The organism is Rhodococcus sp. NyZ502 (assembly GCF_041464245.1).
In the GTDB taxonomy this organism is placed as follows: domain Bacteria; phylum Actinomycetota; class Actinomycetes; order Mycobacteriales; family Mycobacteriaceae; genus Rhodococcus_F; species Rhodococcus_F qingshengii.
The window spans coordinates 6,163,214-6,189,479 of sequence record NZ_CP167155.1 but is presented as its reverse complement, the minus strand read 5'-3'; the positions used below and the strand labels follow the sequence as shown (position 1 = coordinate 6,189,479).

The 26,266-nt window shown below is 61.2% G+C and carries 20 protein-coding genes; 14 read left to right on the top strand and 6 right to left on the bottom strand.

Annotated features, from left to right (window positions below; all coding sequences use genetic code 11):
• Positions 1-8: 8 nt before the first annotated feature.
• From ACBG85_RS28685 to ACBG85_RS28670, 4 genes are all read left to right on the top strand, one after another.
• Positions 9-935 (top strand): metal ABC transporter substrate-binding protein, encoded by a 927-nt coding sequence (locus tag ACBG85_RS28685; protein ID WP_047272640.1) that lies wholly within the window; start codon positions 9-11, stop codon positions 933-935.
• Positions 932-1,663 carry a metal ABC transporter ATP-binding protein gene (locus tag ACBG85_RS28680; protein ID WP_372025693.1) on the top strand — a complete coding sequence of 244 codons (732 nt, stop codon included), beginning with the start codon at positions 932-934 and terminating at the stop codon, positions 1,661-1,663. The genes ACBG85_RS28685 and ACBG85_RS28680 overlap by 4 nt, the downstream gene beginning before the upstream one ends.
• A 3-nt stretch (positions 1,664-1,666) precedes the next feature.
• The gene (locus ACBG85_RS28675; protein WP_372025691.1) at positions 1,667-2,557 is read left to right on the top strand and encodes a metal ABC transporter permease; all 891 of its coding nucleotides are present in this window, start codon (positions 1,667-1,669) and stop codon (positions 2,555-2,557) included.
• Positions 2,558-2,693: 136 nt separating this feature from the next.
• On the top strand, positions 2,694-4,193 hold the full coding sequence (locus ACBG85_RS28670; RefSeq protein WP_372025689.1) for a diguanylate cyclase domain-containing protein: 1,500 nt from the start codon (positions 2,694-2,696) through the stop codon (positions 4,191-4,193).
• Positions 4,194-4,238: 45 nt separating this feature from the next.
• On the opposite strand, the gene ACBG85_RS28665 is transcribed toward ACBG85_RS28670, so the two are convergent.
• Together ACBG85_RS28665 and ACBG85_RS28660 are read right to left on the bottom strand one after the other, a co-directional pair.
• Entirely contained in the window at positions 4,239-4,991 is a 753-nt protein-coding gene (locus ACBG85_RS28665; RefSeq protein ID WP_007729041.1) for a cyclase family protein, read from the bottom strand.
• A 144-nt stretch (positions 4,992-5,135) separates the two neighbouring features.
• Positions 5,136-5,546: a TIGR03668 family PPOX class F420-dependent oxidoreductase gene (locus tag ACBG85_RS28660; RefSeq protein WP_372025687.1), complete on the bottom strand. Its 411-nt coding sequence runs from the start codon at positions 5,544-5,546 to the stop codon at positions 5,136-5,138.
• A 60-nt stretch (positions 5,547-5,606) separates the two neighbouring features.
• On the opposite strand from ACBG85_RS28660, the gene ACBG85_RS28655 reads away from it, so the two are divergent.
• Both ACBG85_RS28655 and ACBG85_RS28650 read left to right on the top strand, forming a co-directional pair.
• Complete coding sequence (locus ACBG85_RS28655; RefSeq protein WP_058227445.1) at positions 5,607-6,608, top strand: PHP domain-containing protein; 1,002 nt, start codon at positions 5,607-5,609, stop codon at positions 6,606-6,608.
• On the top strand, positions 6,593-7,564 hold the full coding sequence (locus tag ACBG85_RS28650; protein ID WP_372025685.1) for a hypothetical protein: 972 nt from the start codon (positions 6,593-6,595) through the stop codon (positions 7,562-7,564). Before ACBG85_RS28655 ends, ACBG85_RS28650 begins: the two co-directional genes overlap by 16 nt.
• 9 nt (positions 7,565-7,573) lie before the next feature.
• On the opposite strand, the gene ACBG85_RS28645 is transcribed toward ACBG85_RS28650, so the two are convergent.
• From ACBG85_RS28645 to ACBG85_RS28635, 3 genes are all read right to left on the bottom strand, one after another.
• The gene (locus tag ACBG85_RS28645) at positions 7,574-8,965 is read right to left on the bottom strand and encodes a DUF222 domain-containing protein (protein ID WP_372025683.1); all 1,392 of its coding nucleotides are present in this window, start codon (positions 8,963-8,965) and stop codon (positions 7,574-7,576) included.
• A gap of 119 nt (positions 8,966-9,084) precedes the next feature.
• Complete coding sequence (locus ACBG85_RS28640) at positions 9,085-9,996, bottom strand: cation transporter (protein ID WP_372025682.1); 912 nt, start codon at positions 9,994-9,996, stop codon at positions 9,085-9,087.
• Positions 9,997-10,068: 72 nt separating this feature from the next.
• Positions 10,069-10,767: a haloacid dehalogenase type II gene (locus tag ACBG85_RS28635; RefSeq protein WP_372025680.1), complete on the bottom strand. Its 699-nt coding sequence runs from the start codon at positions 10,765-10,767 to the stop codon at positions 10,069-10,071.
• A gap of 110 nt (positions 10,768-10,877) precedes the next feature.
• Here ACBG85_RS28635 and ACBG85_RS28630 point away from each other — a divergent pair, with 110 nt between their 5' ends.
• The 3 genes from ACBG85_RS28630 (at position 10,878) to ACBG85_RS28620 (ending at position 20,024) form a co-directional block, all read left to right on the top strand.
• The gene (locus ACBG85_RS28630) at positions 10,878-12,215 is read left to right on the top strand and encodes an amylo-alpha-1,6-glucosidase (RefSeq protein ID WP_372025678.1); all 1,338 of its coding nucleotides are present in this window, start codon (positions 10,878-10,880) and stop codon (positions 12,213-12,215) included.
• Between the two features lie 107 nt (positions 12,216-12,322).
• Positions 12,323-13,018 carry a glycoside hydrolase family 25 protein gene (locus ACBG85_RS28625; protein WP_370334015.1) on the top strand — a complete coding sequence of 232 codons (696 nt, stop codon included), beginning with the start codon at positions 12,323-12,325 and terminating at the stop codon, positions 13,016-13,018.
• Positions 13,019-13,997: 979 nt separating this feature from the next.
• Positions 13,998-20,024, top strand: coding sequence for an isopeptide-forming domain-containing fimbrial protein (locus ACBG85_RS28620; protein WP_372025676.1), 6,027 nt, complete (start codon positions 13,998-14,000; stop codon positions 20,022-20,024).
• A 79-nt stretch (positions 20,025-20,103) separates the two neighbouring features.
• Here the strand turns inward: ACBG85_RS28620 and ACBG85_RS28615 are convergent, their stop codons facing one another.
• Complete coding sequence (locus ACBG85_RS28615; protein WP_042450656.1) at positions 20,104-22,185, bottom strand: PhoX family phosphatase; 2,082 nt, start codon at positions 22,183-22,185, stop codon at positions 20,104-20,106.
• A gap of 234 nt (positions 22,186-22,419) precedes the next feature.
• On the opposite strand from ACBG85_RS28615, the gene ACBG85_RS28610 reads away from it, so the two are divergent.
• The 5 genes from ACBG85_RS28610 to ACBG85_RS28590 are packed head-to-tail and all read left to right on the top strand — an operon-like array spanning position 22,420 to position 26,175.
• Positions 22,420-22,656 carry a hypothetical protein gene (locus tag ACBG85_RS28610; protein WP_228401538.1) on the top strand — a complete coding sequence of 79 codons (237 nt, stop codon included), beginning with the start codon at positions 22,420-22,422 and terminating at the stop codon, positions 22,654-22,656.
• On the top strand, positions 22,653-23,591 hold the full coding sequence (locus ACBG85_RS28605) for an ABC transporter ATP-binding protein (protein WP_372025674.1): 939 nt from the start codon (positions 22,653-22,655) through the stop codon (positions 23,589-23,591). The genes ACBG85_RS28610 and ACBG85_RS28605 overlap by 4 nt, the downstream gene beginning before the upstream one ends.
• The gene (locus tag ACBG85_RS28600; protein WP_003946064.1) at positions 23,588-24,379 is read left to right on the top strand and encodes an ABC transporter permease; all 792 of its coding nucleotides are present in this window, start codon (positions 23,588-23,590) and stop codon (positions 24,377-24,379) included. Before ACBG85_RS28605 ends, ACBG85_RS28600 begins: the two co-directional genes overlap by 4 nt.
• Before the next feature lie 42 nt (positions 24,380-24,421).
• On the top strand, positions 24,422-25,564 hold the full coding sequence (locus ACBG85_RS28595; RefSeq protein ID WP_054782137.1) for a sensor histidine kinase: 1,143 nt from the start codon (positions 24,422-24,424) through the stop codon (positions 25,562-25,564).
• Positions 25,561-26,175 (top strand): response regulator transcription factor, encoded by a 615-nt coding sequence (locus ACBG85_RS28590; RefSeq protein ID WP_003946002.1) that lies wholly within the window; start codon positions 25,561-25,563, stop codon positions 26,173-26,175. Before ACBG85_RS28595 ends, ACBG85_RS28590 begins: the two co-directional genes overlap by 4 nt.
• Positions 26,176-26,266 lie beyond the last annotated feature (91 nt).

Sequence of the window (26,266 nt, the reverse complement as noted above, 5' to 3'; positions counted from 1 at the left end):
GTTCGACCATGACGACACGCGACGCGAAGAACTTCCGCCGCCTGGGAATTGCCGCCCTCGCCGCCCTGCTTCTGTCCAGCTGTTCTGCGGTGAGTTCTGGCTCCGACGACGACCGCCCGGTGGTGCTCACCACGTTCACCGTGCTGTCGGACATCGCCCAGAACGTTGCCGGCGATCATCTTCGCGTCGAGTCGATCACCAAGGCGGGGGCCGAAATTCACGGCTACGAGCCGACGCCCGGAGACATTCGGCGGGCGAGCGAAGCCGATCTGATCCTCGACAACGGCATGAACCTCGAGGCGTGGTTCGCGAAATTCGTCAACGGACTGGACGTGCCACACGTCGTGGTCAGCGACGGCGTCGAAGGCATTCCGATCGCCGGCGACGCGTATGCGGGCAAGCCCAATCCGCATGCATGGATGTCTCCGCTGAATACACAGATCTACGTCGACAACATGGTGACTGCTTTCAGCGACCTCGACCCGGACAACGCCTCGGCATTTGCGGAGAACGGCGCGAAGTACAAAGCGGAACTGCAAGCAGTGCAGGATGGCCTGGTCAGCGGCCTGGCGGCATTGCCCGCAGGTCAGCGCGCACTTGTCAGTTGCGAGGGTGCGTTCTCCTATCTGGCCAGGGACGCGGGACTCAGCGAGGCGTATATCTGGCCGGTCAATGCCGAGCAGCAGGCGACGCCGCAGCAGATTATCGCCGCGATCGACTTCGTCCGAGCCAATTCCGTTCCCGCCGTCTTCTGTGAGTCGACGGTCTCGGATGCCCCCATGCAGCAGGTTGTCGGGGCGACCGGTGCGAAGTTCGGCGGAACGCTGTACGTCGATTCGCTGTCCGAAGCCGACGGTCCCGTGCCCACCTACCTGGACATGATTCGCCACGACACCGACGTCATCCTCGGCGGTCTGACCGGCGGTAAATCATGAACGAAGCCATTCGCGTCGAAGACGTCAGTGTTCACTACGGCGAGGTCCACGCACTGGACCACGTCGATCTGACGTTGAACTCGGGTAGCGTCTGCGGACTGATCGGTATGAACGGTTCAGGAAAGTCGACTCTGTTCAAAGTGATCATGGGGATGATCAAGCCGGACAACGGTTCTGTCAGAATCGCCGGTCTCGACGCAGCCACTGCGCGCAAGAGCGGCCGCGTCGGATACGTGCCGCAGAGTGAAGACGTCGACTGGACCTTCCCGATCAGCGTCCGTGACGTCGTGATGATGGGCAGGTACGGCCACCTCGGATTCTTGCGACGTCCGCGGCGTGCAGATCGCGAGGCGGTGGCAGAGGCCCTCGAGCGGGTGGAACTCACCGAATTTGCGGATCGTCAGATCGGTCAGCTCTCGGGTGGTCAGAAGAAGCGCGCGTTCGTCGCACGCGGCATCGCGCAGGACGCGTCGATACTGTTGCTGGACGAGCCGTTTGCGGGCGTCGACAAGCGTTCCGAGGCAACGATTTCTACGCTGCTACGAGAGTTGGCTTCCGACGGCCGGTCGATCTTGGTCTCGACCCACGATCTCCACGCTGTGCCGAAACTCTGCGACGAGGCGGTACTGCTCATGCGCAAGGTCCTGGTGCATTCCGACCCGGACACCGTGCTGCAACCGGAAAACCTCGCCCTGGCTTTCGGTCTCGACGTGATGGACAGGACCTGATCGATGAACCTCGTAGAACTGCTACTTGATCCTCTCCAGTACGGATTCATGGTGCGAGCGTTGGCCGTTGCGGTTGTGGCAGCGGTTGTCTGCGCGGTGCTCAGTTGTTGGTTGGTGCTCATCGGGTGGTCGTTGATGGGCGACGCCGTCTCGCACGCCGTGCTGCCGGGTGTTGTCCTCGCTTACGTCGTCGGCGCACCATTTGCCATCGGGGCCTTGATCTTCGGGTTGATCGCCGTAGCGCTGATCGGACTGATCCGTAACACCAGTCGCGTCAAGGAAGACGCCGCGATCGGTATCGTCTTCACGACTCTCTTTGCGTTCGGTTTGGTTCTCATCTCGGTGACCCCCAGCCAGACCGATCTCAACCACATCATTTTCGGCAACCTGCTGGGGGTGAGCTCGTCCGATCTTCTGCAGGTCGCGATACTCGGCGCGTTGGCGTTGAGCATTCTGTTGATCAAGCGTCGTGATCTGACGTTGTTCGCCTTCGACCCGATCCATGCGAACGCGATAGGTCTTTCGCCCAAGCGCCTGGGTGCGCTGCTACTCGGCGTCCTCGCACTCACGTCCGTTGTGGCGTTGCAAGCCGTCGGCGTCGTGCTGGTGGTGGCGATGCTGATCATCCCCGGCGCGACGGCCTACCTCCTCACCGACAAGTTTTCGCGGATGCTGGTGATAGCTCCCGTCGTTTCCGCGATCTGCGCGATTACGGGTATCTACGTCAGCTACTACCTCGACACGGCTTCCGGGGGCATGGTTGTGATGACGCAGGGCATCGTATTCGCCCTGGTGTACCTGTTCAGCCCGTCGCAAGGGGTGATCGCGAAATGGACCTCGCAGCGGCGTAGGACCCGAGCGGAATACAGCGCCGCGGCGTACGAGCCTTCCTGATCGTTCGTCCAGTTAACAATCCGCTACCAAATCGGGTAGGTTCGTACGGGCATTCGTCACCACGAACATTCCGGCCGCAACGATGCCGGCTGCAAGACGATCGGTGGTGACGCCTTGAACACCGATGGGTTCTTCGATGACGCAGTTCCGAGCGCGACGCACGTGGCTGGTTCTCGGCGTCGTTGTCGCGGTCATCGCTCTCGCCGGATCCGGGCTGCTCAGCCCACGAACTTCGGTTCTGGTGGACGATATCGCCCAGCTCGTCGGCGGAGCCACCGCAACTGCGGTCTGTTGGTGGACATCGCGGCGCTATCACGGCGTCGAGCGTCGTTGGCGAACTCTGATGGCTCTGGGTATGGCCGGCTGGACTCTCGGGATGTTCTTCTGGGCGTTCTACCGCTCGGTTCTCCACGTTCCACTTCCGTCGCCGTCGATCGCGGATATCGGTTTCTTCATGTTCCCGGTGTTCGTCGTGCCGGCGCTTCTGTCGTTGGTGCGTCAGTCGCCCCGGCGTGAGGCGATCGGTCCGATCCATCTCTGGCTCGTGCTGACGCTCGACGGTCTTGTCGTTGTCGGTGGATTGTTCATCCTCACGTGGACGACCGCCTTGGGCGCCGTCGTTCATACCGGTCCGACGGGATCTCTCGGGTTTCTTGTCGCGGTGATGTATCCGATCACCGACTTCGTTCTGATCGCCATGGTCTTGCTGATGGTCATCGGACCGAAGGCCGTTGCCGAGATCCGTGAACCGCTGACGTTCCTCGGGTGCGGGTTGGTGATGCTCTCCCTTTCGGACAGCCTGTACGCGTACTTGGTGGCGATCGGCGCCGAGAGTATGCCGACCATCGCCGATGCCGGGTTCATCGCGGGGCCGCCGTTGATCGCCTTGGCGGCGCTGACGAAGCGAACCGAGCCTCGGAACCGCAACGCGCCACAGCAGTGGCAAAGCGATCGGACTCAGTTGCTGCTGCCGTATCTGTTGATCGCGGTGATCGCGACGATCGTGACTGTTCAGGCGCTGATTGTCGGCAACCTCGATGCCGTGGTCGTGATACTCGGCGTCGGCGTGTTGGTTCTCGCGCTGGTGCGCCAAATACTCACGCTCCTCGAGAACGACGCGCTCCTCCAACAGATCTCCGCTGCCCAGGACGAGCTGAGGTACCGAGCACATCACGACCCACTCACCGAGCTTGCAAACCGGGCCGCGTTCGACGAACACTTTTCGAGCGCCATCGATGACTATCGCCAGACGAACTCCGATTGGGTGCTGATGCTTGTCGATCTGGACGACTTCAAACAGATCAACGATCGATACGGGCACCCGGCCGGCGACCGGTTACTGGTTGCTCTCACAGCACGTCTGCGCGAAGCGGTTCCCGAGGGTGCGTTTGTCGCCCGATTCGGTGGCGACGAGTTCACAGTGCTCCTGCAGGGCACGATCGACGACGCCGTCGTCGTGGCTCGCCGGATCGTCGACGCGCTCAGGTCCGATCAGACGGCAGACACATCGGTGTCGGTGGGTGCGAGCGTTGGTGTCGCGCATTTCGAGTCCGCGCAGTTCGAGTTCGGGGACGAACCGCTCAGCGCGCACACTCTTCTTCGCCAGGCCGATGCGGCGATGTACGAGGCGAAGTGAAGTGGGAAGGGCGCTGTCGTTGTCTACGGCGACCGCCGCAAATGGTTATCGCCGTAGTAGTGCAAAAATCGTTGCCGGTGAACCCGATCCGGCTTTGTTGATCGCACCACCGACAAGGATGCTAGCCCCGGTGGTTGGCAGGGCGGCAAGATTGTTCAAGTTCTCCAGGCTGATTCGATGCTTGTCGTACAGGATTGTCGAGACGGGGTAGGTTTCGTCGTTTCCGAGGTCGGGACCGAACGTGTCGGTTCCCAATGCTCCGCGGGTGCCCAAACGGCCGGTGTCTATCAGCCACCGCGCCGCGTCCACCGAGAAGCCGGGCTGGTGGGTGACGCCCTCGGCATCGGAGTTGGCATATTCTTCGCTACCCCAGCGCGATTCCCATCCGGTCCAGAGAACTACGGCCGCTCCATCGGGGATCTTGCCGTTGCGCGTTTCCCATTCCTGCAGGTCCGCGACCGTGAGCGCATAGTCCGAATCGGCGGCAGCCTTGTCCCGGATGTCGATCTTCACTGCGGGGAGGAAGAGGTCCGCCGGATCGAGTTGGTCGGCTGTGAGGCCGCCTTCCTGGAAGTGTGCGGGTGCGCCCCAATGCGTGCCCGTGTGCTCACCTTCCTTGACGTACTGGAGGTAGTAGCCGTCGTCTGCGATGGTGGCCGCTGTGTCGAGAGTGAACTCGGGGTCGCCTGGAAAAACCGGTGTCGTCGCCGGGTCGTTCACGTGTGAGAGCGAAACAACCGACAACTGTTCGTTCAACGGGCTTGTTGCGTCTTGACTGCTTCCGGAACTGCTACCCATGTCGATCACCTGAGGTCCCGCTACCAGCGCCAGACCTGTGGCTGCGCGCTGAAGTAACTGCCGTCGTTTCATCGATCCCCCGCCAATTTGTCCGAATTGAGAGTGTTGCAATCACTTTCGCTCCTTGAACACTAGGACAGAACCTTAGGCTGCTGCGGACCATGACGACCACTCCACATCGCGGACAGCTATGACCTGTCCGTGCGGTCGGTGATCTACGTACTGCGGATACTTTGCGGCCAAAGCATCGATCGCGCTCTCGGACTCCTTGGTGCCGGGGTCGAGAACCTCCGCATGTCCGTCGACGCGGACCCACCAGAGCGCGGACCAGTCGTCGTCGTAATGATCGACCAGCAGGCTTGCGCGCCCCGTCTCGGTGATGTCCCGGAGCCTGCGAAGAGCGGTCGTGGTTTTCGGTTTGTGGTCGACACAGGAATAGACGGTGGCGCCGACCAAGACGAATACCAGCGGCACGATGTGCGGAACGCCGGCCGCATCTGCCGTTGCCAGGTGAGCCACCCGCGCGGCTTCAAATCGTGCTCTCGGGTCGTCCATATTCACAGCGTAAGGGGATCAAGGGTTGCCGCGAGCCGCTGCTGACGGAACAGTGGTCTCATGGAACCGGATGAAGCGCTTCGGGAGATCGCCTACTGGCTCGAACGATCACGCGCTGAAACGCACCGCGTCAAGGCCTATCGCCGAGCTGCGGAGGTCTTTTCAGGATTGTCCGACGAGCAGAAGGAGTCTCGCCGGAAAGCCGACAGTTGGAAGGCCCTCACCGGCATCGGGCCGAAGACTGCCACGATTATCGCTCAGTCGTACGACGGCATCCCCGAGTATCTCGAGGAACTGCGGGGGCAGGCTGAGCCCATCGGCGACAGCCCATTGCGACAAGCCCTCCGCGGCGACCTCCACACCCACTCCGACTGGTCCGATGGTGGAAGCCCCATCGAAGAGATGATGCGACGCGCAGCAGCACTCGGCCATGACTACTGCGCCCTCACCGACCATTCGCCTCGCCTCACAGTTGCCAACGGGCTGTCCGCGGAGCGCCTACGGTCTCAACTCGACGTGATAGCCGGGTTGAATGCCGAACTGGCTCCCTTCCGCATCCTCACGGGAATCGAGGTGGACATCCTCGAGGACGGTTCACTCGACCAGGATCCCGATCTGCTCGACGAACTCGACATCGTGGTGGCGAGCGTCCACTCCAAGCTGCGGTCCGAGCGTGAGGCGATGACCCGCAGAATGCTTGCTGCAGTGCAAAATCCGCGTGTCGATATTCTCGGACACTGCACCGGGCGTCTTGTCGAGGGTGCTCGCGGAACCCGGCCCGAGTCGCAGTTCGACGCGGAGAAAGTGTTCGAGGCCTGCCGCGAATCAGGCACAGCCGTTGAGATCAATTCCCGACCGGAGCGTCGTGACCCGCCTTCGCGTTTGATCGAGTTGGCCCGCGATCTCGATTGTCTTTTCTCCATCGACACTGACGCCCATGCCCCCGGTCAGTTGGCTTGGCAGGGCTACGGCTGTGACCGGGCCGAAAAGTGCGGCGTCGAAGCGGATCGGGTGATCAATACGTGGACCGCCGAAGATCTTCTGGAGTGGGCGGGCAATTGACGGTCTCGGCACGCGCGCTGCTGTTGGTGGCGTCGCTTTGCCTGGCCACCGCTTGTTCGGCTCCCTTCTGGCGAGATTCGGTGTACTTCACACCTCCTGAGGCTCGGGTGTTCGAGACTGCCGACTGTCTCGGAATTGAAGTCGCATGGGGCCTGTTCGGTGTCGATCTGTATTCGCGTCCGAAACACGAAATAGGGTATCCTCCATCTGATTTCGATCCAGTGGCAGTATTTCGTTGCGAAGTCGGCGAAGACGCCTCCGGAGCGCTAACCGTCGACATGGTTCGACTCGAAGGTGACGTAGCCGCCGTCAAGGATGCATATCGTGTCGACTCCAAACGCTTTCCCGACAATGTCGTTGCGAGTTGTGTCACAAGCGAACTGATTCCCGTCAAACTGTGGATGGTCAATAGTGCCGGACAAGTGATGTTTCCGGCCTGGCCGTCGAGTCCGTGCGGCTTTCAAGTCGGGCCTCTCGATTCGCTTCGATCTCTGCATGAAGTCGAACGTGTCCGAACTTCGTTGAGTCTTTCTCCGACGATGGCGAATTGCGATCGCTCGTCTGCCCTTCAATTCGACCGGACAGATGCCAGAGAAGTCGACAAGGCGCGCGAGCAGTTCGAGAGAGGCGAAGTCTATGACCCGCTCGACAATGAGCTGGCTACGCCTGTCGCTGATGCTGCAGGACTATCCGTGTGCCGGCATGAATCTCAGACAGACGTGGACGTTATTCGCCTGTCCGAAGCGGAGAGTCGAGACGTGGTTGCCGCCATAGCCGATGCTCCTATAGCTCCGCCTTGTGATCAGATCGCGACAGCGACAGCATCATCAACCCTCCTACGGGTTGACGGTTCGGGTGGTACTCCTGTGAGCGTGGAGTTGGATGGATGTCGCCGTGCCGCCCTTTCCGGCTATCGAAGCACGCCGGAATGGGTCACCGAGGCGTTTGCTCGGTGACCTCCGGGTTCAGAGTCGTGTGGTGGAGCGGCGGGGTTTCTGGTCGGGGTCGATGCCTGGCGGTGGGATGAACCAGGGCAGGTGATCGGTGCCCATTCGGATTTCCCATTGTCCGGTGAATTCGGGTTTTCGGTGCATCAGGGTGTGGTGGGTTCGGCAGAGCAGGACCAGGTTGTCCATGACGGTTGGTCCTCCTTTGGCCCAGTGTTTGATGTGGTGTGCGTCGGTCCAGGCGGGGACGCAGTCGCAGCCGGGGAAGGCGCAGCCTTTGTCGCGGGCGATCAGGGCGGTGCGTTGTGCTGCGGTGACAAGCCTTTTGAGTGGGGTGACGTCGAGTGGGGCGCCGTTTCCGTCGAGGAGGACGCTGGAGAGCATGCAGTCGCAGGCGATCATGCGGGTGCGGCCGACGCTCAGTGGTCCCATCCAGGGCATGTGGCCGACATCGAGATCGTGAAAGTCGAGATCGTGAAAGTCGAGATCGTGAAAGTCGAGATCGTGAAAGTCGAGATCGAGCATACCGGGATCGTCGTCCTCGGACGGGGCAGGTGTTGAGCCATCACTCGTTGTGGCGCATTCACGGTGGTAGGCCAGGTCTTTGGCGTTGATGTGCACGTTCAGGTGTGGGCGTTGGCCGCCGTCGATGCCGGTGGCAGCGTTGTCGAGGTAGCGCCGGATGAGTTCTGCCATGGCGTCTGCGTTGCGTGTGGCGGCGGGTCGTTTGTCGGGTGTGCCGTCTTCGGCGGGGGTGGGCATGGAGAGGTTGGAGAGGGCGGAGAGAAGCATTTCGCCGGTCACTCCGTCGAAATCGCCTCGGACGGCGACTCTTCCGTTGAGGGTGGGGGAGATGCGCAGTTCGTTGCGGTCGGTGTCTTCGCTTGGTGGTGGGTCGTCGGATTCGAACATGTGCTCGAGGACGCTGATGGCGTAGCGCAGTTTGACGGTGGTTGCTTCGGTTCCGGATGCTGCGGCGAGGAGTGTGTCGCGGCAGTACGGTAGTGCGGCGTCGGGCATTGCCTTGGGTGGGGATTCGCAGAACGCCACGATCAGTGCTGCGTGCTCGAAAGTGAGGTCACCGGCATCGAATTGGTCTTCGATCTCGGGAAACGACCGTAGCGCTTTGCCCAGGGCTGCGATTCTTCTGCCGGTGGAGATCTGCAGCATGGTGTGGTTCGCGAGCCATTGTCCGGTGCCGCGGTAGCAGAGTACTTGTTCGTCCGGGTTCAACGTCAGGGTGTCGACGGCGGCCACTCGAATGGCTTCCAGTCGAAGGATTTCCGCTGACGCGGTGATGGCGATCTCGCGGACGTCGCTGGGGTGAAGCCGCCACAATCGTCCGCGCACACCCACGGCGGAGTTGTTGACCACGTCGGTGACGGCATCTTCGGTGATGTTGATCGTCATGAGAACCCCCCGTTCTACCTTCCATCATACTCGAACATACTTTCGAGTCAAGGGCGTTTTCGGGAAGGTGAGGTGGGCCCGGCCGTCGTGATTCTGTTGTTCGAGAGCAGATTCCGTCGCTAGAGCATCAGCGCCGGATCTGTAGTCAGTTCGATGTTCAGCCACGGTTCGTAGGGGAGATCGGCGAGGCTGGTGGCGAACGAGCGTCGTACTGCGTCTTCACCGTCGATGTCCCAGCTGTGTGGCGCGACCATGAACGTCGCTTCGACATACAGCTTGCGACCCACCTTGCTCATGGTGAGAGTCGGTTCGTCCAAGCCGAATTCGTCGCGGACGACGGCGATGGCATCGTGCACGCGGGCCTGAACGTTTTCGCCGGGAGCACCTTCGAGGAGTTCGATCAGTGCGGTTCGCAGAAGTGCGTACGGTTGCGGGACCAGCATCGCGCAGCCGAGGAGGACCAAGACGGAGTCGACATATCGGTCGGCGTCGGAGAAATCGGTGCGGCCCAGGATCATTGCGACGACAGCACCGACTGCGACCAGCGCGCTGAAGGCAGTCGACGCTCCCCATTGCCTGGCTTCGGCGACGAGCAGATCAGATGTGCGGTCGACTTGTCCGACGTAGCGCCAGATGATGATCGACACCACTGCGCTGACAGCGCCGTATGCCACCAGAGACCCCGCGGTGACGTCGGCTCCGCCCGCGAGGATGACACGAACTGCCTCGACTGCGGCGTAGGCGAGCGTCGCCAGTAGTGCCATGCCCTGGACAGCGATGACGACCGGGATCAATGCCTCCTTTCCGAACGGGAAGCGTGCGGTGGGGCCCGAGTCGGCTATCCGCGAGACCCGCAGTGAGATCGCCGTCAACACCATTCCGATGAGGGCGTACACACCGTCGAGCAGGATCACCTGGGACTGCGAGATCCAGCCCCAGAATGCGGCGAGCACAGCCAACGCCGTTGCGACCACGAGCGAGTACCGCAGGGCCATGCGTTCGTGGGTAGCGCTGTCTTCCTTGGTGCCCATGAATTCCAAACCGCCTGTCCGTTTCGATATTCCTTCACGTAGGAATACCAGCAACGACGCGCAGGCACGGGATCAGTGGACCAATTGCGCTGCCAGATCGAGAAAGTCCTCGGCGTTGATGTCGAACTCGTCGGAGAAGGACACATCGGGATTGCCCCTGGCTCCGAATTCGAGTGGTCGAGCTATGAAGGCTGTGCGGAATCCGAGAGCTTTGGCCGCCCGGATGTCATATTTGTGACTGGCAACCATCATGATCTCGGCCGGGTCGTACCCGAGATATCGAGCAGCCAGGTGGTAGATCTTCGGATCCGGTTTGAAGACGCCGGCCATTTCGGCAGTGAAGACGGCATGCCATGGCAGATTTCCGTGCCGGGAGATGCTGACCTCGGCATTCACGTCGGCGTTGGACAAGGCAGCGATTGTGTACTGCTGGCGCAGGGTTGTCAGGCCGGCGACAGTGTCGGGCCACGGGTCCAGGAATTTCCAGGCGGTGGTGAGTTCTTCCTGTTCGGCATAGGAAAGTTCGATGCTCTCGCGGGCCAACAGCTTGCGCAGAGCCTCGCGGTACACCGAATGTACTGTCACCCATTCGCCTGTGGAGTCGTCGGCCTCGGAGGTGTTCGCGAAGTACTCAGCGCGCCAGAGATTGACGAATCTTGGCCAGTCCACGTCGGCGTCGGTGATTCGACGGGCCTCTCGGCACAGTGTGCTGTGAAAATCGGTCGCTGTGCCCTGGACGTCGAACAGCAGTGCTTTGATCTTCTCGCGCACTAGGCCTCCACTCCGAGATCACCTGACGGACTTCCTTCATTATTGCGGCTGCAGCGCCGGATTCGTGCTCGGTGAGCGCAAAGGCTCGACGCGTCGCAAAATAGACATCTATGGCCGACCGCGGATTTACCCCGACTCAGCTCGCCGCCCGAGCTGCCTACTTGCTGCGCGGAAACGACCTGGGCACGATGACCAGCGCTGCCCCGAAGCTGTATCCCCACATGTGGAGCTGGGACGCCGCGTTCGTGGCGGTAGGTCTGGCGCCGCTCAGCGTCGAACGGGCGGTAGTAGAGCTCGATACCTTGCTCTCGGCTCAGTGGAAGAACGGAATGATTCCGCACATCGTGTTCGCGAACGGTGTCGACGGCTACTTCCCCGGCCCGACGCGGTGGGATGTCAATGCGTTGGCAGCGCATGCTCCTTTGGGTACCGCTACATCGGGAATCACCCAACCCCCCGTTCACGCGATCGCGGTGCAGCGGATTCTCGATCATTCGCGTCGGCACGGACGTACGACGCGTGCGGTCGCGGAAGAGTTCCTCGACCGGCGCTGGAGCGATCTGGTTCGGTGGCACCGGTGGTTGGCGGAGGCCCGCGATCTCGACGGCAACGGCCGTATCGCGCTCTATCACGGGTGGGAATCTGGGATGGACAACTCTCCGCGGTGGGATCTGGCGTACGCGAATGTTGTTGCGGGACAAGTTCCTGCGTATCAGCGTGCTGATCTCGCTGTGGTGACGGACCTGTCTCAGCGGCCCACGGATAACGAATACGACCGCTACCTTTGGCTTCTCGAAGAGATGAAGGCCGTGCGGTACGAGGATTCTCAACTCGCCACTGCCATGAGTTTTGCCGTCGAGGACGTGTTTGTCAGTGCGGTTTTCTCGATGGCATGCGACGTCTTGGCAACTATCGGTGAGGAGCATTCGCGGCCGAACTCCGACGTCCGTGATCTGCGCGGTTGGGCAGATCGATTCCGGCAGGGCGTGATTGCCACCACCGATGAACGATCAGGTGCAGCAAAGGATTTCGATCTTCGCACCGGGCGATGGGTTCATACCGAGACCATCGCGATGTTTGCGCCGTTGCTGTGCGGCGGCCTGAGCCGCGATGCCGAGCGCGCTCTGTTGCGCACTTTCGAGGGGCCCAAATTCTGTGGTCACCCGGACATGCGGTTTGCTGTCCCACCGTCGACGTCTCCGGTTTCCGGCGATTTCCGTCCTCGGGAGTATTGGCGTGGCCCGGTGTGGCCGGTGATCACGTGGTTGTTCTCGTGGGTGTTCGCGCGTCGGGGGTGGGCCGAGAGATCGCACGTCTTACGTTCGGAGGGGTTGCGGCAGGCCAGCGATGGCAGTTTTGCCGAATACTACGAGCCTTTCACCGGTGAGCCGCTGGGCAGTATGCAACAGTCGTGGACCGCTGCGGCTGTTCTCGATTGGCTCGGTTGAGTGAACATTCCCTGAATTAGGGGACAAAACGGACTAGTCGACCTTAGTCTCGGGAAATGGTCGAGCGACGGATCGTCAGGACACTGGGCAAGCTCACCCCGATCGCGATGGCAGCTGCCATCGCGATCACGGCACCTGGCCTCGCCGCTGCCGACGCTCCCCGCGGCCCGGACGTCTCTTCGTGGCAGCACGTGGACGGAACCGGAATCGACTGGTTCCAGGTCAAGGCGTCAGGGCACGAGTTCGCGATGGTCAAGGCCACCGAGTCGCTCAACTACGTCAATCCGTACTTCATCCAGGATTGCCTGGTCATGCGTGCTGCCGGCGTCTCGCGCGGGGCCTACCACTACGCAGACGTTCGCCAGTCCCCCGAAGCCCAGGCCGCCTTCTATTCGGCGATCGTCCTGGGTATCAACGGACCTGGTGACCTCCCGCCCGTTCTGGATCTCGAGGACGCGAAGGGACTGCCCGCCGGGCAGGTCATCGACTGGACTCATCGCTACTTGAATACAGTCCAGGCACTTACCGGGCGGCAGCCCATCATTTACACGTATCCCAACTTCTGGCGTACTCAGATGGCCAACACCACCGAGTTCAACCACTACCCGCTGTGGATCGCCGATTACAACGGGCAGAACGCACCGGGGCCGCTACCCGGCGGTTGGTCCAACTGGACTTTCTGGCAGTACACCAGCACCGGACGCATCCCCGGAATCACCGGAAACACTGATATCAACGTCTACAGCGGAGCCCAGGGCGATTTCGATCGCTACGCCAACAGTGTGGGGTTCGGCAGCAGCTAGTTTGCGGCGGGGCCCTTGGCTCCGTGGTGCCCGGTTCGGGCCCTTTCGCCCTCGATGCATTTGCCTCGAGGCACGCGGAAGGGCCCTATTTGGCACTCTTGTGACGCTTGGCTGGTTAGTCCGGTTGTTGCTCGTCAGTTACGAGAATTCTGCCGGGCGGTAGCCACGGTCGCTGAACTTTCGACTAGCTGAGCAGGATCAGAAAATAGCTATGGCAGAAAATGAGCAGAACTGCTCTGCCTGAAAAGCTACAAAACGGACTTGAAGTTGGGTTTGAATCGAAGGCGGCCGCCCGGTTTCGGGCGAAGTTGGTGCCTCGCAATCCAATTATCGGAGCCTCGGGATGCTTCGTTACCGGCAGCAGTCGCTGGGTGTGGTCTGGATCAATTCGATCAATTTCGACGGACTCGCACGCGTGATCGGACTCCATGCAGGACGGGGTTTCCGAACGTCGTTCGAGGGTCTGTGGCGCATCCAACAGGCCTTATCCATATTGGGCATTTGTCCAGATTCCATATCTTCTTCGAGGTTGGTCGTCACCCGATCTGGTCAGCGGAAACGTTGAATGTCATCGCCTTCGCCGCGGTGCCGCACTCCGAGGGCTGAATTGTCCGCTCGGACAACACTGCTCCTCGAAGCTTGTCCGATCTACGAACAAAAACGTCGATCGGTCTGCTTTGTCCGACTTTCGATGGGCAAGCTCCCGGTTATCTGTTATCTTGTTCCTGATAACTGGAAGGTTGCTCTCGATTTGCGCGGATTTCGAGGGTCAAGGTCCTGTTCAGGGCGGCTCTTCCAACACGCAGGTGTTTCCGAAGAGGAGCTCGAATGACAGGACCGGCAACAGCGTCCGGTGTGAGGTCGATCAGCCGAAAACAGGCGCATCGACCCGAACCAACCGATCAACCGGGAGTTCGCGCCAGCGCTCTCGCATCTCCGTCCATCGAACATCGATCAGGCACATCCTGGGGAGTAAGAAATGCCTAACGACATACCGCCGACAAGGTCGGCCATATTCACCGCAGGGCTCCCGCCCTGGGTGCGAGCGTGGACGGTGGTATGGACCGCCATCGCGATGATTCTCGGTATCTCCGGCGCGACGGCAGTGGTTGCGTCAGCGCAGCCGGCCGCGACGCTCGGCGGCCCCGTTCAGGCTCAGGCGCCGGCTCGCGCCGCTGTTCTTCCGGATGAACAGCCTGCAAAAGGCTGCGCATTCAGCGCCCCCGGCGCCGGTCCGTTCTCGCAGAACATCTGCTGGATCGATATGTCGACGCTCGATGCGGCAACGGCTGCTTCTGCGGCAGGGCAGTCGATGGAAATCCAGCTCACCGACGGTTACAAGATCAACTTCAAGGCCTTCCTCACTGACTCGGTTGCAGGAAAGAATCACCAGGGGATCGAAACGAAGGCATTTCCCACGTTGCACTATGCAGCGTTGGGAACTTCCGCGTACACGGGTGTGCCGACGACGATCAAGCCGGCGATCTACCAAACCTCAGCCACCGCTGGTCAGTCCGGTGGAACAGTCTCGCTGAAGAACATCGTGATGACGGGGCCGAATGGCGCCGTCAACAACTACGGGCTCGTAGCAGCCGACGCTGAGTCGACAGACGCGAATATCAATACTACGAACGACCGTGAATTCCTCACTTTCAATTCGGACAAGCCTCTACGGCAGATCGCACGTACCGTCGGTGACGACAGTGATCCTGCCTACCCCGGAATTCGGGCCTGTGACGGTGGGCTGACGGGTATGCCAGCCAATACCGTCCGATGCGATTCGTGGAACAACGTCAATGGCCAGGGGCGCACGCCCGGAACGCTGGTCGTTGCATCGACTGCTCCGACAAGTTTCGCAGCCACTTTCGGAAATACCGTTCAGGCGACCTCGCGTCAGGGCCTGGCGTTCGGTGTGCTGCTGTCGAAGGTCAAGATCGACAAGGACCTCACGCGCGTCACCCCCGGTGACGATTTCACTATCGGCATGAGCACCGGACACCACGCTGATGCAGGCGCCGCTGCAGCAACCGAGATCAAGAGCACCACGACCGGTGCGACTGATACGACGGCATCGACTGGCTGGCGGACGCTCCTCGCAGATACCACGCCCACCCCTGTCACGTTCTGGGAGAAGCCAACTACCTCGGCGACCAAGACCGCGAACTATGCGACATCGTGGGATTGCCAGGTAAACGGCGTGACCCAGGCCCTCAGGGTCGGTGACGTTGCGCAGGCAGCACTTACACCGGGTGACAACGTGTATTGCAAGGTCAAGAACACCCCGGTTCTCGTGAAGAAGTCGTCGTCACCACCTACCGGTGAGACGGTCAATATCGGCCAATCAATCACCTACACTCTGAATTTCGAGAATCCGGGCACTGCGCCGGCAACGATCGACTACACGGACTACCTCGCCGACGTCATTGATGACGGAACAGTTGCGGTCGGTGCTGCAACCGGCGGACTCACCGCCGCATTGAACGGCGCCGACAAGATCAAGGTCGGCGGCACGTTGCCGGCCGGCGGCAAGGGGACAGTCACATACACCGTCACTGTCAAAGACGGCGGCAACAAAGTTCTGAACAACTATCTGGTTCCGGGGACTACAACTCCCCCCACAACATGTGATCCTGCAACCAATCTCTGCACGACGCATCCCATGCCTGGTTTCACGCTGACCAAGACGGCTGATCCGGTTTCCGGTTCGACGGTTCAGGCCGGCGACACCATTACGTACACCGTCACCGGTGCCAACACCGGCAAGACGGCCCTGACTCCCGCGACGATCAAAGACGATCTGAGTGCGGTTCTCAACAATGCTGCTGTCGTACCGGGCTCGCTGAAGGCGACCATCGACGGTGCTCCTGTTGCTGCTCCGACTCTGTCGGGCAGCACTTTGTCGTGGTCCGCGAATCTCCCGGCCGGTAAGTCTGTTGTTCTGACATACCAGGTGAAGGTCAATGCCGGCGTTGTCGCGGGAACGGTTCTGAACAACAAAGTCACCGGTACAGCGAAGCCGCCGACCGGTCCGGACATCACTCCTCCTCCGGTGGAAACGAATCACTCGGTTCCAGGTTTTACGCTGGCGAAGACTGCCGATCCGATCTCCGGTTCGACGGTTCAGGCCGGCGAGTCGATCAAGTACACCGTCACCGGCACCAACACCGGCAAGACGAAGCTTGATCCGGTACAGATCAATGACGATCTGGGTGCGGTCCTCAATAATGCTGCTGTCGTTCCTGGTTCGCTGAAGGCGACCATTGACGGAGCTTCCGTGGCTGTTCCGACTTTGTCGGGTACGACGCTCTCGTGGACTGGCGTTCTCGAAGCCGGCAAGTCGGTTGTCCTGACCTACGAGGTGAAGGTCAACGACGGTGTCGCTGCGGGTACGGTCTTGAACAACAAGGTCACGGGTACTGCGAAGCCGCCGACCGGTCCGGATATCACTCCGCCGCCGGTTGAGACGAATCACTCGGTTCCCGGTTTCACTGTCGCGAAGACTGCGGATCCTGCGTCGGGTACCGGCGTCAATGCTGGTCAGACGATCACGTATACGGTGACCGGTACGAACACCGGTAAGACGACGCTCAATCCTGTTGTGTTGACTGATGATTTATCGAAGGTTCTCGACAACGCGACGTTGGTGGACGGTTCGCTGAAGGCGACAGTCGACGGTGCTGCTGCCGCTGCTCCGACGCTCTCGGGGACGGCGCTCTCGTGGACTGGTGTTCTGGAGCCGGGTAAGTCTGTTGTTCTGACCTATCAGGTGAAGATCAATGCCGGTGTTGCCGGTGGCACGTTGATCAACAACAAGGTCACCGGTACTGCGAAGCCGCCGACGGGTCCGGAGATCACTCCTCCGCCGGTGACGACGGAGCATCCGGTTCTGTCTCCGAAGATTGCTGTGGTGAAGTCTTCTGATCCGGTGTCGGGTTCGAATGTTGTTGCCGGTCAGGACATCAAGTACACGCTTACGTTCTCGAACACCGGTAACGGTGCGGGTGAGGTGGCGTACTTCGATGATTTGCGTCAGGTTGTGGACAAGGGTGCATTGAGTGGTTTGACTGCTGATGCTCCGTTGGTTGCGACGATGGTCGGCGGCGATGGTTTCTCGGTGACGGGAACCTTGGCGGCCGGCGAGAGCAAGTCGGTGACGTATTCGGTGAAGGTCAATGCCGATGTGGTCGGTGGGGTGTTCGTGAACAACTTCGTTGTTCCGGGGACGACTCCGCCGGTTGATCCTCCGGAGGTGTGTGATCCGGCGACGCAACTGTGCACGACGCATCCGGTGAAGGTTCCGGGGTTCACGGTCGCGAAGGCTGCCGATCCTGCGTCGGGTACCAATGTTGCTGCTGGTCAGACGATCACGTACACCGTGACCGGTACGAACACGGGTAACACGACCCTTGATCCGGTGGTGTTGACCGATGATCTGTCGAAGGTTCTCGACAACGCGACGTTGGTGGACGGTTCGCTCAAGGCGACAGTCGACGGTGTCGACGCGACTGCTCCGACCCTGTCGGGTACGACGCTCTCGTGGACCGGTGGATTGGAAGCTGGTAAGTCGGTTGTTCTGACCTACCAGGTCAAGGTCAATGCCGGTGTTGCCGGTGGCACGTTGATCAACAACAAGGTCACCGGTACTGCGAAGCCGCCGACGGGTCCGGAGATCACTCCTCCGCCGGTGACGACCGAACACCCGGTGAAGGTTCCGGGGTTCACGGTCGCGAAGGCTGCGGATCCGGTGTCGGGTACCAATGTTGCTGCTGGTCAGACGATCACGTACACGGTGACCGGTTCCAACACGGGTAACACGACTCTTGATCCGGTGGTGTTGACCGATGATCTGTCGAAGGTTCTCGACAACGCGGTGTTGGTGGACGGTTCGCTCAAGGCAACGGTCGACGGTGTCGACGCGACTGCTCCGACCCTGTCGGGTACGACGCTCTCGTGGACTGGTGGATTGGAAGCTGGTAAGTCGGTTGTTCTGACCTACCAGGTCAAGGTCAATGCCGGTGTTGCCGGTGGCACGTTGATCAACAACAAGGTCACCGGTACTGCGAAGCCGCCGACGGGTCCGGAGATCACTCCTCCGCCGGTGACGACGGAGCATCCGGTTCTGTCTCCGAAGATTGCTGTGGTGAAGTCTTCTGATCCGGTGTCGGGTTCGAATGTTGTTGCCGGTCAGGACATCAAGTACACGCTTACGTTCTCGAACACCGGTAACGGTGCGGGTGAGGTCGCGCACTTCGATGATCTGCGTGGTCTGCTCGATGATGCTGATCTGGTTGCGGGCAGCTTGAGTGCTGATGCTCCGTTGACTGCTGCGATGGTCGGCACGGATGGTTTCTCGGTGACGGGATCCCTTGCGGCCGGTGAGAGCAAGACGGTGACGTACACCGTCACGGTCAAGGCTGATGCCGATCGCGTTGCGGCGAATGCCGACAACACGGTGCTCAACTTCGTTGTTCCGGGGACGACTCCGCCGGTTGATCCTCCGGAGGTGTGTGATCCGGCGACGCAGCTGTGCACGACGCATCCGGTGAAGGTTCCGGGGTTCACGGTCGCGAAGGCTGCCGATCCTGCGTCGGGTACCAATGTTGCTGCTGGTCAGACGATCACGTACACCGTGACCGGTTCCAACACGGGTAACACGACTCTTGATCCGGTGGTGTTGACCGATGATCTGTCGAAGGTTCTCGACAACGCGACGTTGGTGGACGGTTCGCTGAAGGCGACTGTTGACGGTGTCGACGGTGCTGCTCCGACCCTGTCGGGCACCACGCTCACCTGGACCGGTGCATTGGAAGCCGGTAAGTCGGTTGTCCTGACCTACCAGGTGAAGATCAACGATGGTGTTGCCGGCGGGGTTCTGATCAACAACAAGGTCACTGGTACTGCGAAGCCGCCGACGGGTCCGGAGATCACTCCTCCGCCGGTGACGACCGAGCATCCGGTGGATGGCACACCCGCGATCGAGGTACTGAAGTCCTCTGTTCCGTCCACCACGAACCGTGTGGTTGGCGGCCAGGAGATCACGTACACGCTCACGTTCAAGAATGTGGGCACCGCGGATGGTGAGGTCAGCTTCTACGACGATCTCACCGACGTTCTCGACGATGCAGTAATGACGAAGGATCCGGCTACCACTTCCACGCTGGTTGTTTCGGGTGTCGTCGACAACGTCTTCACGGTCACCGGAAAGCTGGCCAAGGGCGAGACCGCGACAGTGACGTACACCGTCAAGGTCAATCCTGAGATCGGAACGTTGTCAGGTCCCGGATTCACTCCGGGTGTCCTGAACAACTACCTGGTGGTTGGTGGCGAGAACCCGCCAGTGGACTGTGTCCCGGGCGACGCTCTCTGCACCGAACACCCGATAGACCCGCCGGAGACCACCACTACGGTGCCGCCGACGACCACCACGACGCCGCCGGTCACGACGGAGCCCTGTGTTCCTCCGACGACGACCACGCGGATGGTTCCGACGACAACGGTTGCGACGACGACGGCTAGCGCGATCACTGCCGGTGACGCTGATGTGACCGGTACGGAGGAATCCACCACCGCGGAGGAGACCACCACAGAGGAGACCACGACAGAAGAAGTTGTCGCGGAAGAGATTGTGGATCCGTGTGGCGTGACGACAACGACGCCGCCGACGACAACGCCGCCGGTCACGACAGTTCCGCCGACCACGACGGTTCCGAACACGACGGTGCCGGTTACACCGACGATCATCATTCCCCCGATCGTCGTTGTGCCTCCGATCGTCGTACCGCCGACGGTTCCGGGTCAGCCGAAGCCGCCGACAGCAAACCCGGGTCAGCCGGGTCAGCCGAAGCCGTCTGCTCCTCAGGGCGGGACGATCAACTCGGGTGGTGGCGCTGGTGAGAGTGGCGTGAACACCGGGTTGCTCGCAGCAGGTGGATTGGTTCTGCTGCTGGCGCTGGGAACGGGTGTTGTTCTCCTGACGCGTAAGCGTCGCGAGGACGGTGACAACTGATTCTCTTGAGAATCTGAGGTAAACGACGTGGGGCAGATCGCAGAGTATGCGATCTGCCCCACAGTCGTTTTCGTGTGTGTTACGAGCCGAGCCGAGATCCGTCCTTCTTCCAGGCTGCAACTACCGACGGGCGAGGCTGGGAAGAACCACCGTCGGGCCAATGGGATGCGGGGCTTTCGATGCTGGCGTCGTCGGTCTCGCCGGGGTGCTGGACGCAGACGATGACGCGCTTCTCGTCCACGATGGGGCCGCAGGTTTCGGCGCCGACGGGAACGGTGAGGAACTGCTTTGTCTCACCGCGGTTTTCGCCTTCGAGGACAACGCTGAACAGCCCGTCGTTGGACTTGAGTGCGTTGCCGTCGGTGGAGATCCACAGATTGCCGTGCGGGTCGAAGGCAAGGTTGTCCGGGCATGAGATGGGGCTGACCTTGCTCTTGTCGAACCCGCCGAAGTAAGTATCGGCTGTGGCCGGATCTCCGCAGACGAGAAGAAGATTCCAGCCGAAGGTGGTGCCGGCGTGGTCGTCGGTGATTTCGAGGACCTGGCCGTTCTTGTTGTTGTTCCTCGGGTTCGCCTCGTCGGCCGCGGCGCCACCGTCGACTCCGCGCTTGGTGTTGTTGGTCAGTGCGACGTAAACCTTGCCGCTCTTCGGGTTTGCCTCGAAGTCCTCGGGGCGATCCATCTTCGTTGCCCCGACCTTGTCACCGGCCTGGCGGGTGAAGACGGCGACCTCTTCGGCGCTCATACCGTCTACCAGCGATTCGCCCTTGCCGTCTTCGCCGGTGCGCAGGATGGCTACCCACTCGCCGGTTCCGTCGAACTTGCCGTCCGACGGAAGTTTGCCGCTGCCGTCGATCTCGCCGGCGGAGTTTCCGCTGAGCTTTGCGACGTACAGTGTTCCGGCGTCGAGCAGAGTCATGTTGTGGCGCATGGCTGCTTGACTCTTGCCGTCCTGCATCTTTCGGCTGGAGACGAACTTGTACATGTAGTCGAAGCGCTCGTCGTCGCCGCTGTAGGCGACGACGGTGCCGTCCGCCGTGATGTAAATGGTGGCGGCTTCGTGCTTGAAACGTCCGAGCGCTGTGTGCTTGATCGGAGTCGACGACGGATCCCAGGGATCGATCTCGACGACGTATCCGAATCGGTTGACCTCGTTGGGTTCTGCGACCAGATCGAACCGCTTGTCGAAGCGTTCCCACTTGCGCTCGGAAGCGGCACCGGCAAGACCGTAGCGCTTCAGCCGTGCTGCCACCGTGGGATCGGTGACACCCTCGGCGTTCGCGAAGTACTGGTTGAAGTTCTCTTCGCCGGAAAGCACTGTGCCCCAAGGGGTGACGCCGCCGGCGCAATTGTTGAGGGTGCCGAGCACTTTGGTTCCCGTGGGATCGGCACTCGTCTTGAGGAAGTCGCTACCTGCAGCGGGGCCGGTCACGACAAATTCCGTGGTTCCGGTGATGCGGCGGTTGTTCGATCCGATCTCCGGTACCAGCTTGCCGTTGTCGGATTCGCCCTTGACCTGCACGACCGACAGTCCGTGGCTGGCGAGGCCGATCTTGAACTGCTCCTCGGTCGGGTTCTCCGCATCGTAGCCGCGGAACATCGCCGGCTCGGTGGAGTATTCGTGATTGACCACGAGTAGGTAGGTGTTGGGCTGCCCGTCGACCGGGAGCAATCCGGCGAAGTCGTTGTTGAATCCGAACTGCAGTTCCTGCGCTGCCGCAGTCTGCTTGTCGAAGTCGAAAGCCGGGGCGCCGGCGAGAACGGCGTCACCCCAGCGAATCACGACGGCTTGATCGTATCCGTCAGGGACGGTGACCTTGTCTTCCTTGTTGGGCGCGACGGCGCCGAAGTTCGTCCCCGCTGGTGTCGATCCGCTGCTGCTGCCGCTCGTCGATCCGGTTCCCGGTTCGGCACTTGCGGATTCGTCCGAACAGGCAACGAGGGCGCTGCCCGCTCCCACCGCGAGGACTGCCATGCCGCTGCCCCGGAGCAAGCCGCGACGACTCAGCGCTGTGCGTGCGATGTCGCGGAAGTACTCGCCGCCCGAGGTGTTGGGGACCTCGTGAGAGCACGCGTTTCCGCACTTGTACTGGCAGGTGATCGACGCGCGCGCAGACACGCCGTCGTGTTTGACGAACAAGGCCAAAGGCTTGATAGCCACCGTGAACTCCCGAGATTCGATGTACGGACTTCGGGAACCGTAGAAGCTCTAAGCAAGGGTAAAGGAACGTAAAAATGAACGGCAAAACAACGAGGTGACCCTTACCCGCGGTTTACGACGCGTCCCCGCGGGGACGTCGCATGACATTTGTCATCGCTGATCCGTGACGGTGTCACCGCAGGTGATGACGCAGTGCACTGTTTTCGGCTCTGACTTCCGGCGAAGCTTGGATGCATGAGAGAACCACATGAGGGAAGCCTCCTGACGGACCTGATGGACATCGGACCCGCACCCACGATGGGCCGCGAACTTGTTGTGATCGTCGTGAATATTGCGATCATCGGAGTGCTGTTCGCGATCATCGGCTCCAATCCCGTGTTCTGGATTCTTGTTGCCGCTCTCGCTGTCTATGCGGGTATCCGATTCGTGATCGGACTGCGCGGCTGGAACCGAGCGGAGGCGCAGCGATGAAGGGCGATCCCGTGATCGACGTAGTCGGAATGTCGCGGCGTTACGGCTCCGGTAAGGAGGCGTTCGATGCTGTTCGCAATCTGGATCTGAGTGTTCAGGAAGGCGAGCTGTTCGGCCTCCTCGGAACCAATGGTGCCGGCAAGACGTCCACTCTCGAAGTGATTCAGGGTCTTTCACGATCCAGTGCCGGAACGGTGCGCGTTCTGGGCATGGATCCGGTGCGCAACCGCAAGCAGATTCGCCCGTCGCTTGGCATCATGCTCCAGAAGGGTGGCTTGCCCCAAGACCTGACTGCTCGTGAGAGTTTGGCGATGTGGGCCGGAACCTGCTCGAATCCGCTGCCCGTGGACGAGGTGCTCGAGCGCGTGGACATGCGTGACCGTGGTGATACCCGCGTGAAGTTCCTCTCGGGAGGTGAGGCGCGGCGACTGGATCTGGCGTGCGCGATCATCGGCCGGCCACTCGTCCTGTTTCTCGACGAGCCGACTACTGGTTTGGATCCCGAAAGTCGACGTAACACTTGGCAATTGATCGCTGACTTGAAAGCGTCGGGCGTCACCATCATGTTGACGACGCATTACCTGGACGAAGCCGAGTCCCTGTGCGACCAGTTGGCGATCATGCACCGAGGATCGGTGGTGCGCAGCGGAACCGTGGCGGACGTCGTTGCGGATCATCCCGCTCAGATCAAACTGCACCGTCCCGGTCTTCCGCTCCCGGCCCTGGCCGGCGCCGAGGTACGCGTCGAAAACGATCTGGTGGTGATCACCACTCGCACAGTGCAGGAGACGCTGACGGAACTGCTGCTGTGGGGACAGCACAACAACATCCTGCTGACCGGACTGGATGCCCGCGCGGCATCCCTGGAGACCGTATTCCTCTCCATTGCAGACCAATTCGATCATCACGCAACTCTCGAAGGAGCGTCGGCATGAACCGCATAGCAACCCTGTCTCGTTCGGAGTTTACGCTCCTGGGACGAAATCGACTGTTGCTCTTCAACGCAATCGTCCTCCCGTTGATCTTTCCCGTGGGGATGCTGTACCTGTCGCGCGATGGCGGGTTGTCCGACAAGTCGGTGTCGGCAGGCCTCGAGGTGTTTGCACTCTTCCTGCTCGTGTTCGTGGTCTTCTACAACCTCCTGTCGGTGTACGCGACGCGTCGTGACGAGTTGGTTCTCAAGCGACTACGGACAGGGGAATGCAGCGACGCCGAGATCCTCGCGGGCCCGGCAGTGCCGTCGTGGGTTCTCACCGGCCTGTTGACGGTGGTGATCGGAATCGCCGTGATGGTTCTGGGCGGTAGTGCTCCGGTCAATCCGGTCCTGGTGCTGGTCGCGGTGATCGGCGGCGCCGCGCTCTTCACGGCGCTGGCGTTGATCACTTCGGCTGTAACGCGAAATGCAGAGGCGGCGCAGATCACCTGCATGCCGATTCTGATTCTGGCGACGGCAGGTATGTCTTCGATCAGGAATGTCGTGCCGGACAACGTTGCTCGCATTCTCGATTTCACTCCGCTGGCCGCGGTAGTCGACCTTCTCAATCTCGGATGGCTGGGGCGGACCACTGGCGAACTGGCTGATCTGGGCGATGCGCCCGGTGCGGCAGCGGGATTTGTCGACACCTTCGGTTCGGCTGCGCAACCGTTGTTGGTCATGCTGGCGTGGATCGTCGGTTCGGTTCTGATCGCGAACGTCCACTTCCGCTGGGAACCGCGTTCGTAGAACTCTGAGAAGCGTTCGTAGAACTCTGAGAAGGTAGTGGGCATGATCGCGCAGAACTTCGGACGCTGGAATCCGAGACGGACGTGGCGAACCGCGTCGAACGTCGACAAGGTTCGCCTCTACACGCGGCAATCGTTCATCATGGTCGCAGTGGTTTTCGGTGGCTTCGGTGCGGTCACCGAGGTCGTTGCGGATCGGTACCTGTCGGGTGTCTTCCTCGGAATCAGTGCCGTTGCGTGCGTCATCGCCGTGTCTCGGATGCCTGATCTGGGCGGAGTCGTGGCCAAGCCCGTCCAGATTCCTCTTGCCGTGATGACGTTGTCGGCGTTCTGCTCGGCGGGAATTGCCTTGGGAAGCAATGGCGAGAACGGCCCGTACTTCTGGCTGGCGGCAATCCTTGTCGTGCCCCTTGCGGGGTTGACGTCGTTGCGCTGGCTGATCGTGGGCTCGGTGGCCGCCGGGGTTGTACTGGGACTGCTTGCGGGTCCGGAAAGCGGCGTGTCCGTCGGAATCGTCGCCGCCTTCATGGGGCTGACCGTCTACATGTCGGTGTGGCTGCTGCGGATGGTCACCGAATTGGACGAGGCACGCGGAGCCGCTGCCGCTCTGTCCGTCGCCGAGGAACGGTTGCGATTTTCACGCGATCTCCATGACGTCGTCGGGCGGGCACTGTCTGCAATTGCGGTGAAAAGTGAACTTGCAGCTACTCTTTCACGGCGCGGCGACGATCGTGCCGCCGCGCAGATGGACGAAGTACGCGAACTTGCGCAAGATTCACTCGACGAAGCGCGCGAGTTGGTTCGGGGATACCGGTCCATCGCCTTGGCGTCCGAGCTGGCCGGTGCGCAGTCTCTGCTCGAGGCCGCCGGAATCTCCACTGCGATACGTGGATCGGCAGATCAGCTGCCGGTGGAACTGGCCGAAGCTGCCGCCTGGGTCGTCCGTGAAGGCGTCACCAACATTCTCCGGCACTCCAGTGCCGAGAATTGCAGCATCGAAGTGTTCGCGGACGGCGTCGTGATCGCCAACGACGGCGCACGGATCGCAGAGCCGAACAACGGAACCGGCCTGAACGGATTGCGCGAGCGCGTCGGCGCCGTCGGAGGAATTGTCGAAACCGTGCAGGACGAAGATCGCTTCACCCTCACCGCCCACTTTCCGTCCCGAACGAAGGAGTCTCGGTGACCGAGCCGATCAAGGTACTGCTGGCCGACGACGAGAACCTGATCCGCTCGGCTCTGGCCATGATGTTGTCGCTCGAGGACGACATCGTTGTCGTCGCGGAAGCCGAATCCGGCGAGGATGCCGTGGTCGCTGCTGCAAAACATCAACCTGACGTAGCCGTGCTCGACCTTCAAATGGCAGGTATCGACGGCATCGAGACGGCGCAACAGATTGCGCAGACGGTCTCGGGGTGCGTCTCGATCATCGTGACGAGCCACGGGCGTCCCGGGTATCTGAAGAAGGCACTGTCAGCAGGCGTCCGAGGATTTCTGCCGAAGACGACGCCTGCGGCGACGCTCGCCGAGGTGGTCCGCAGCGTCCACGCGGGCGGGCGGTACGTCGATCCGTCGTTGGCTGCCGAGGCAATCGGCGCCGGCGACTCACCGCTTACTCCGCGCGAAGCGGACGTACTCGAGTACGCGGCCGACGGAGCATCCATCGAGCAGATCGCTTCCCGGGCACACCTGTCTGCGGGTACCACCCGAAACTATCTGTCGTCAGCTGTCACCAAACTCGGTGCAGCCAATCGGCACGAAGCCGCAGTGATCGCCCGCCGGCAGGGGTGGATTTAGGGCCTTCGGCCCCGTGCGCCTTTCTGGTTGCGGGCACTACCAAAAAGGCGCACAGGGCCGAAGGCCCCGCAATGTCGAGAATCCCCGACTT

Bases quoted from the DNA above. Each gene is read 5' to 3' on its own strand.
- ACBG85_RS28685 (WP_047272640.1), top strand. From the start codon at position 9: ATGACGACACGCGACGCGAAGAACTTCCGCCGCCTGGGAATTGCCGCC.
- ACBG85_RS28680 (WP_372025693.1), top strand. From the start codon at position 932: ATGAACGAAGCCATTCGCGTCGAAGACGTCAGTGTTCACTACGGCGAG.
- ACBG85_RS28675 (WP_372025691.1), top strand. From the start codon at position 1,667: ATGAACCTCGTAGAACTGCTACTTGATCCTCTCCAGTACGGATTCATG.
- ACBG85_RS28670 (WP_372025689.1), top strand. From the start codon at position 2,694: ATGACGCAGTTCCGAGCGCGACGCACGTGGCTGGTTCTCGGCGTCGTT.
- ACBG85_RS28665 (WP_007729041.1), bottom strand. From the start codon at position 4,991: ATGGGTAGCAGTTCCGGAAGCAGTCAAGACGCAACAAGCCCGTTGAAC.
- ACBG85_RS28660 (WP_372025687.1), bottom strand. From the start codon at position 5,546: ATGGACGACCCGAGAGCACGATTTGAAGCCGCGCGGGTGGCTCACCTG.
- ACBG85_RS28655 (WP_058227445.1), top strand. From the start codon at position 5,607: ATGGAACCGGATGAAGCGCTTCGGGAGATCGCCTACTGGCTCGAACGA.
- ACBG85_RS28645 (WP_372025683.1), bottom strand. From the start codon at position 8,965: ATGACGATCAACATCACCGAAGATGCCGTCACCGACGTGGTCAACAAC.
- ACBG85_RS28640 (WP_372025682.1), bottom strand. From the start codon at position 9,996: ATGGGCACCAAGGAAGACAGCGCTACCCACGAACGCATGGCCCTGCGG.
- ACBG85_RS28630 (WP_372025678.1), top strand. From the start codon at position 10,878: ATGGCCGACCGCGGATTTACCCCGACTCAGCTCGCCGCCCGAGCTGCC.
- ACBG85_RS28625 (WP_370334015.1), top strand. From the start codon at position 12,323: ATGGCAGCTGCCATCGCGATCACGGCACCTGGCCTCGCCGCTGCCGAC.
- ACBG85_RS28620 (WP_372025676.1), top strand. From the start codon at position 13,998: ATGCCTAACGACATACCGCCGACAAGGTCGGCCATATTCACCGCAGGG.
- ACBG85_RS28610 (WP_228401538.1), top strand. From the start codon at position 22,420: ATGAGAGAACCACATGAGGGAAGCCTCCTGACGGACCTGATGGACATC.
- ACBG85_RS28605 (WP_372025674.1), top strand. From the start codon at position 22,653: ATGAAGGGCGATCCCGTGATCGACGTAGTCGGAATGTCGCGGCGTTAC.
- ACBG85_RS28600 (WP_003946064.1), top strand. From the start codon at position 23,588: ATGAACCGCATAGCAACCCTGTCTCGTTCGGAGTTTACGCTCCTGGGA.
- ACBG85_RS28595 (WP_054782137.1), top strand. From the start codon at position 24,422: ATGATCGCGCAGAACTTCGGACGCTGGAATCCGAGACGGACGTGGCGA.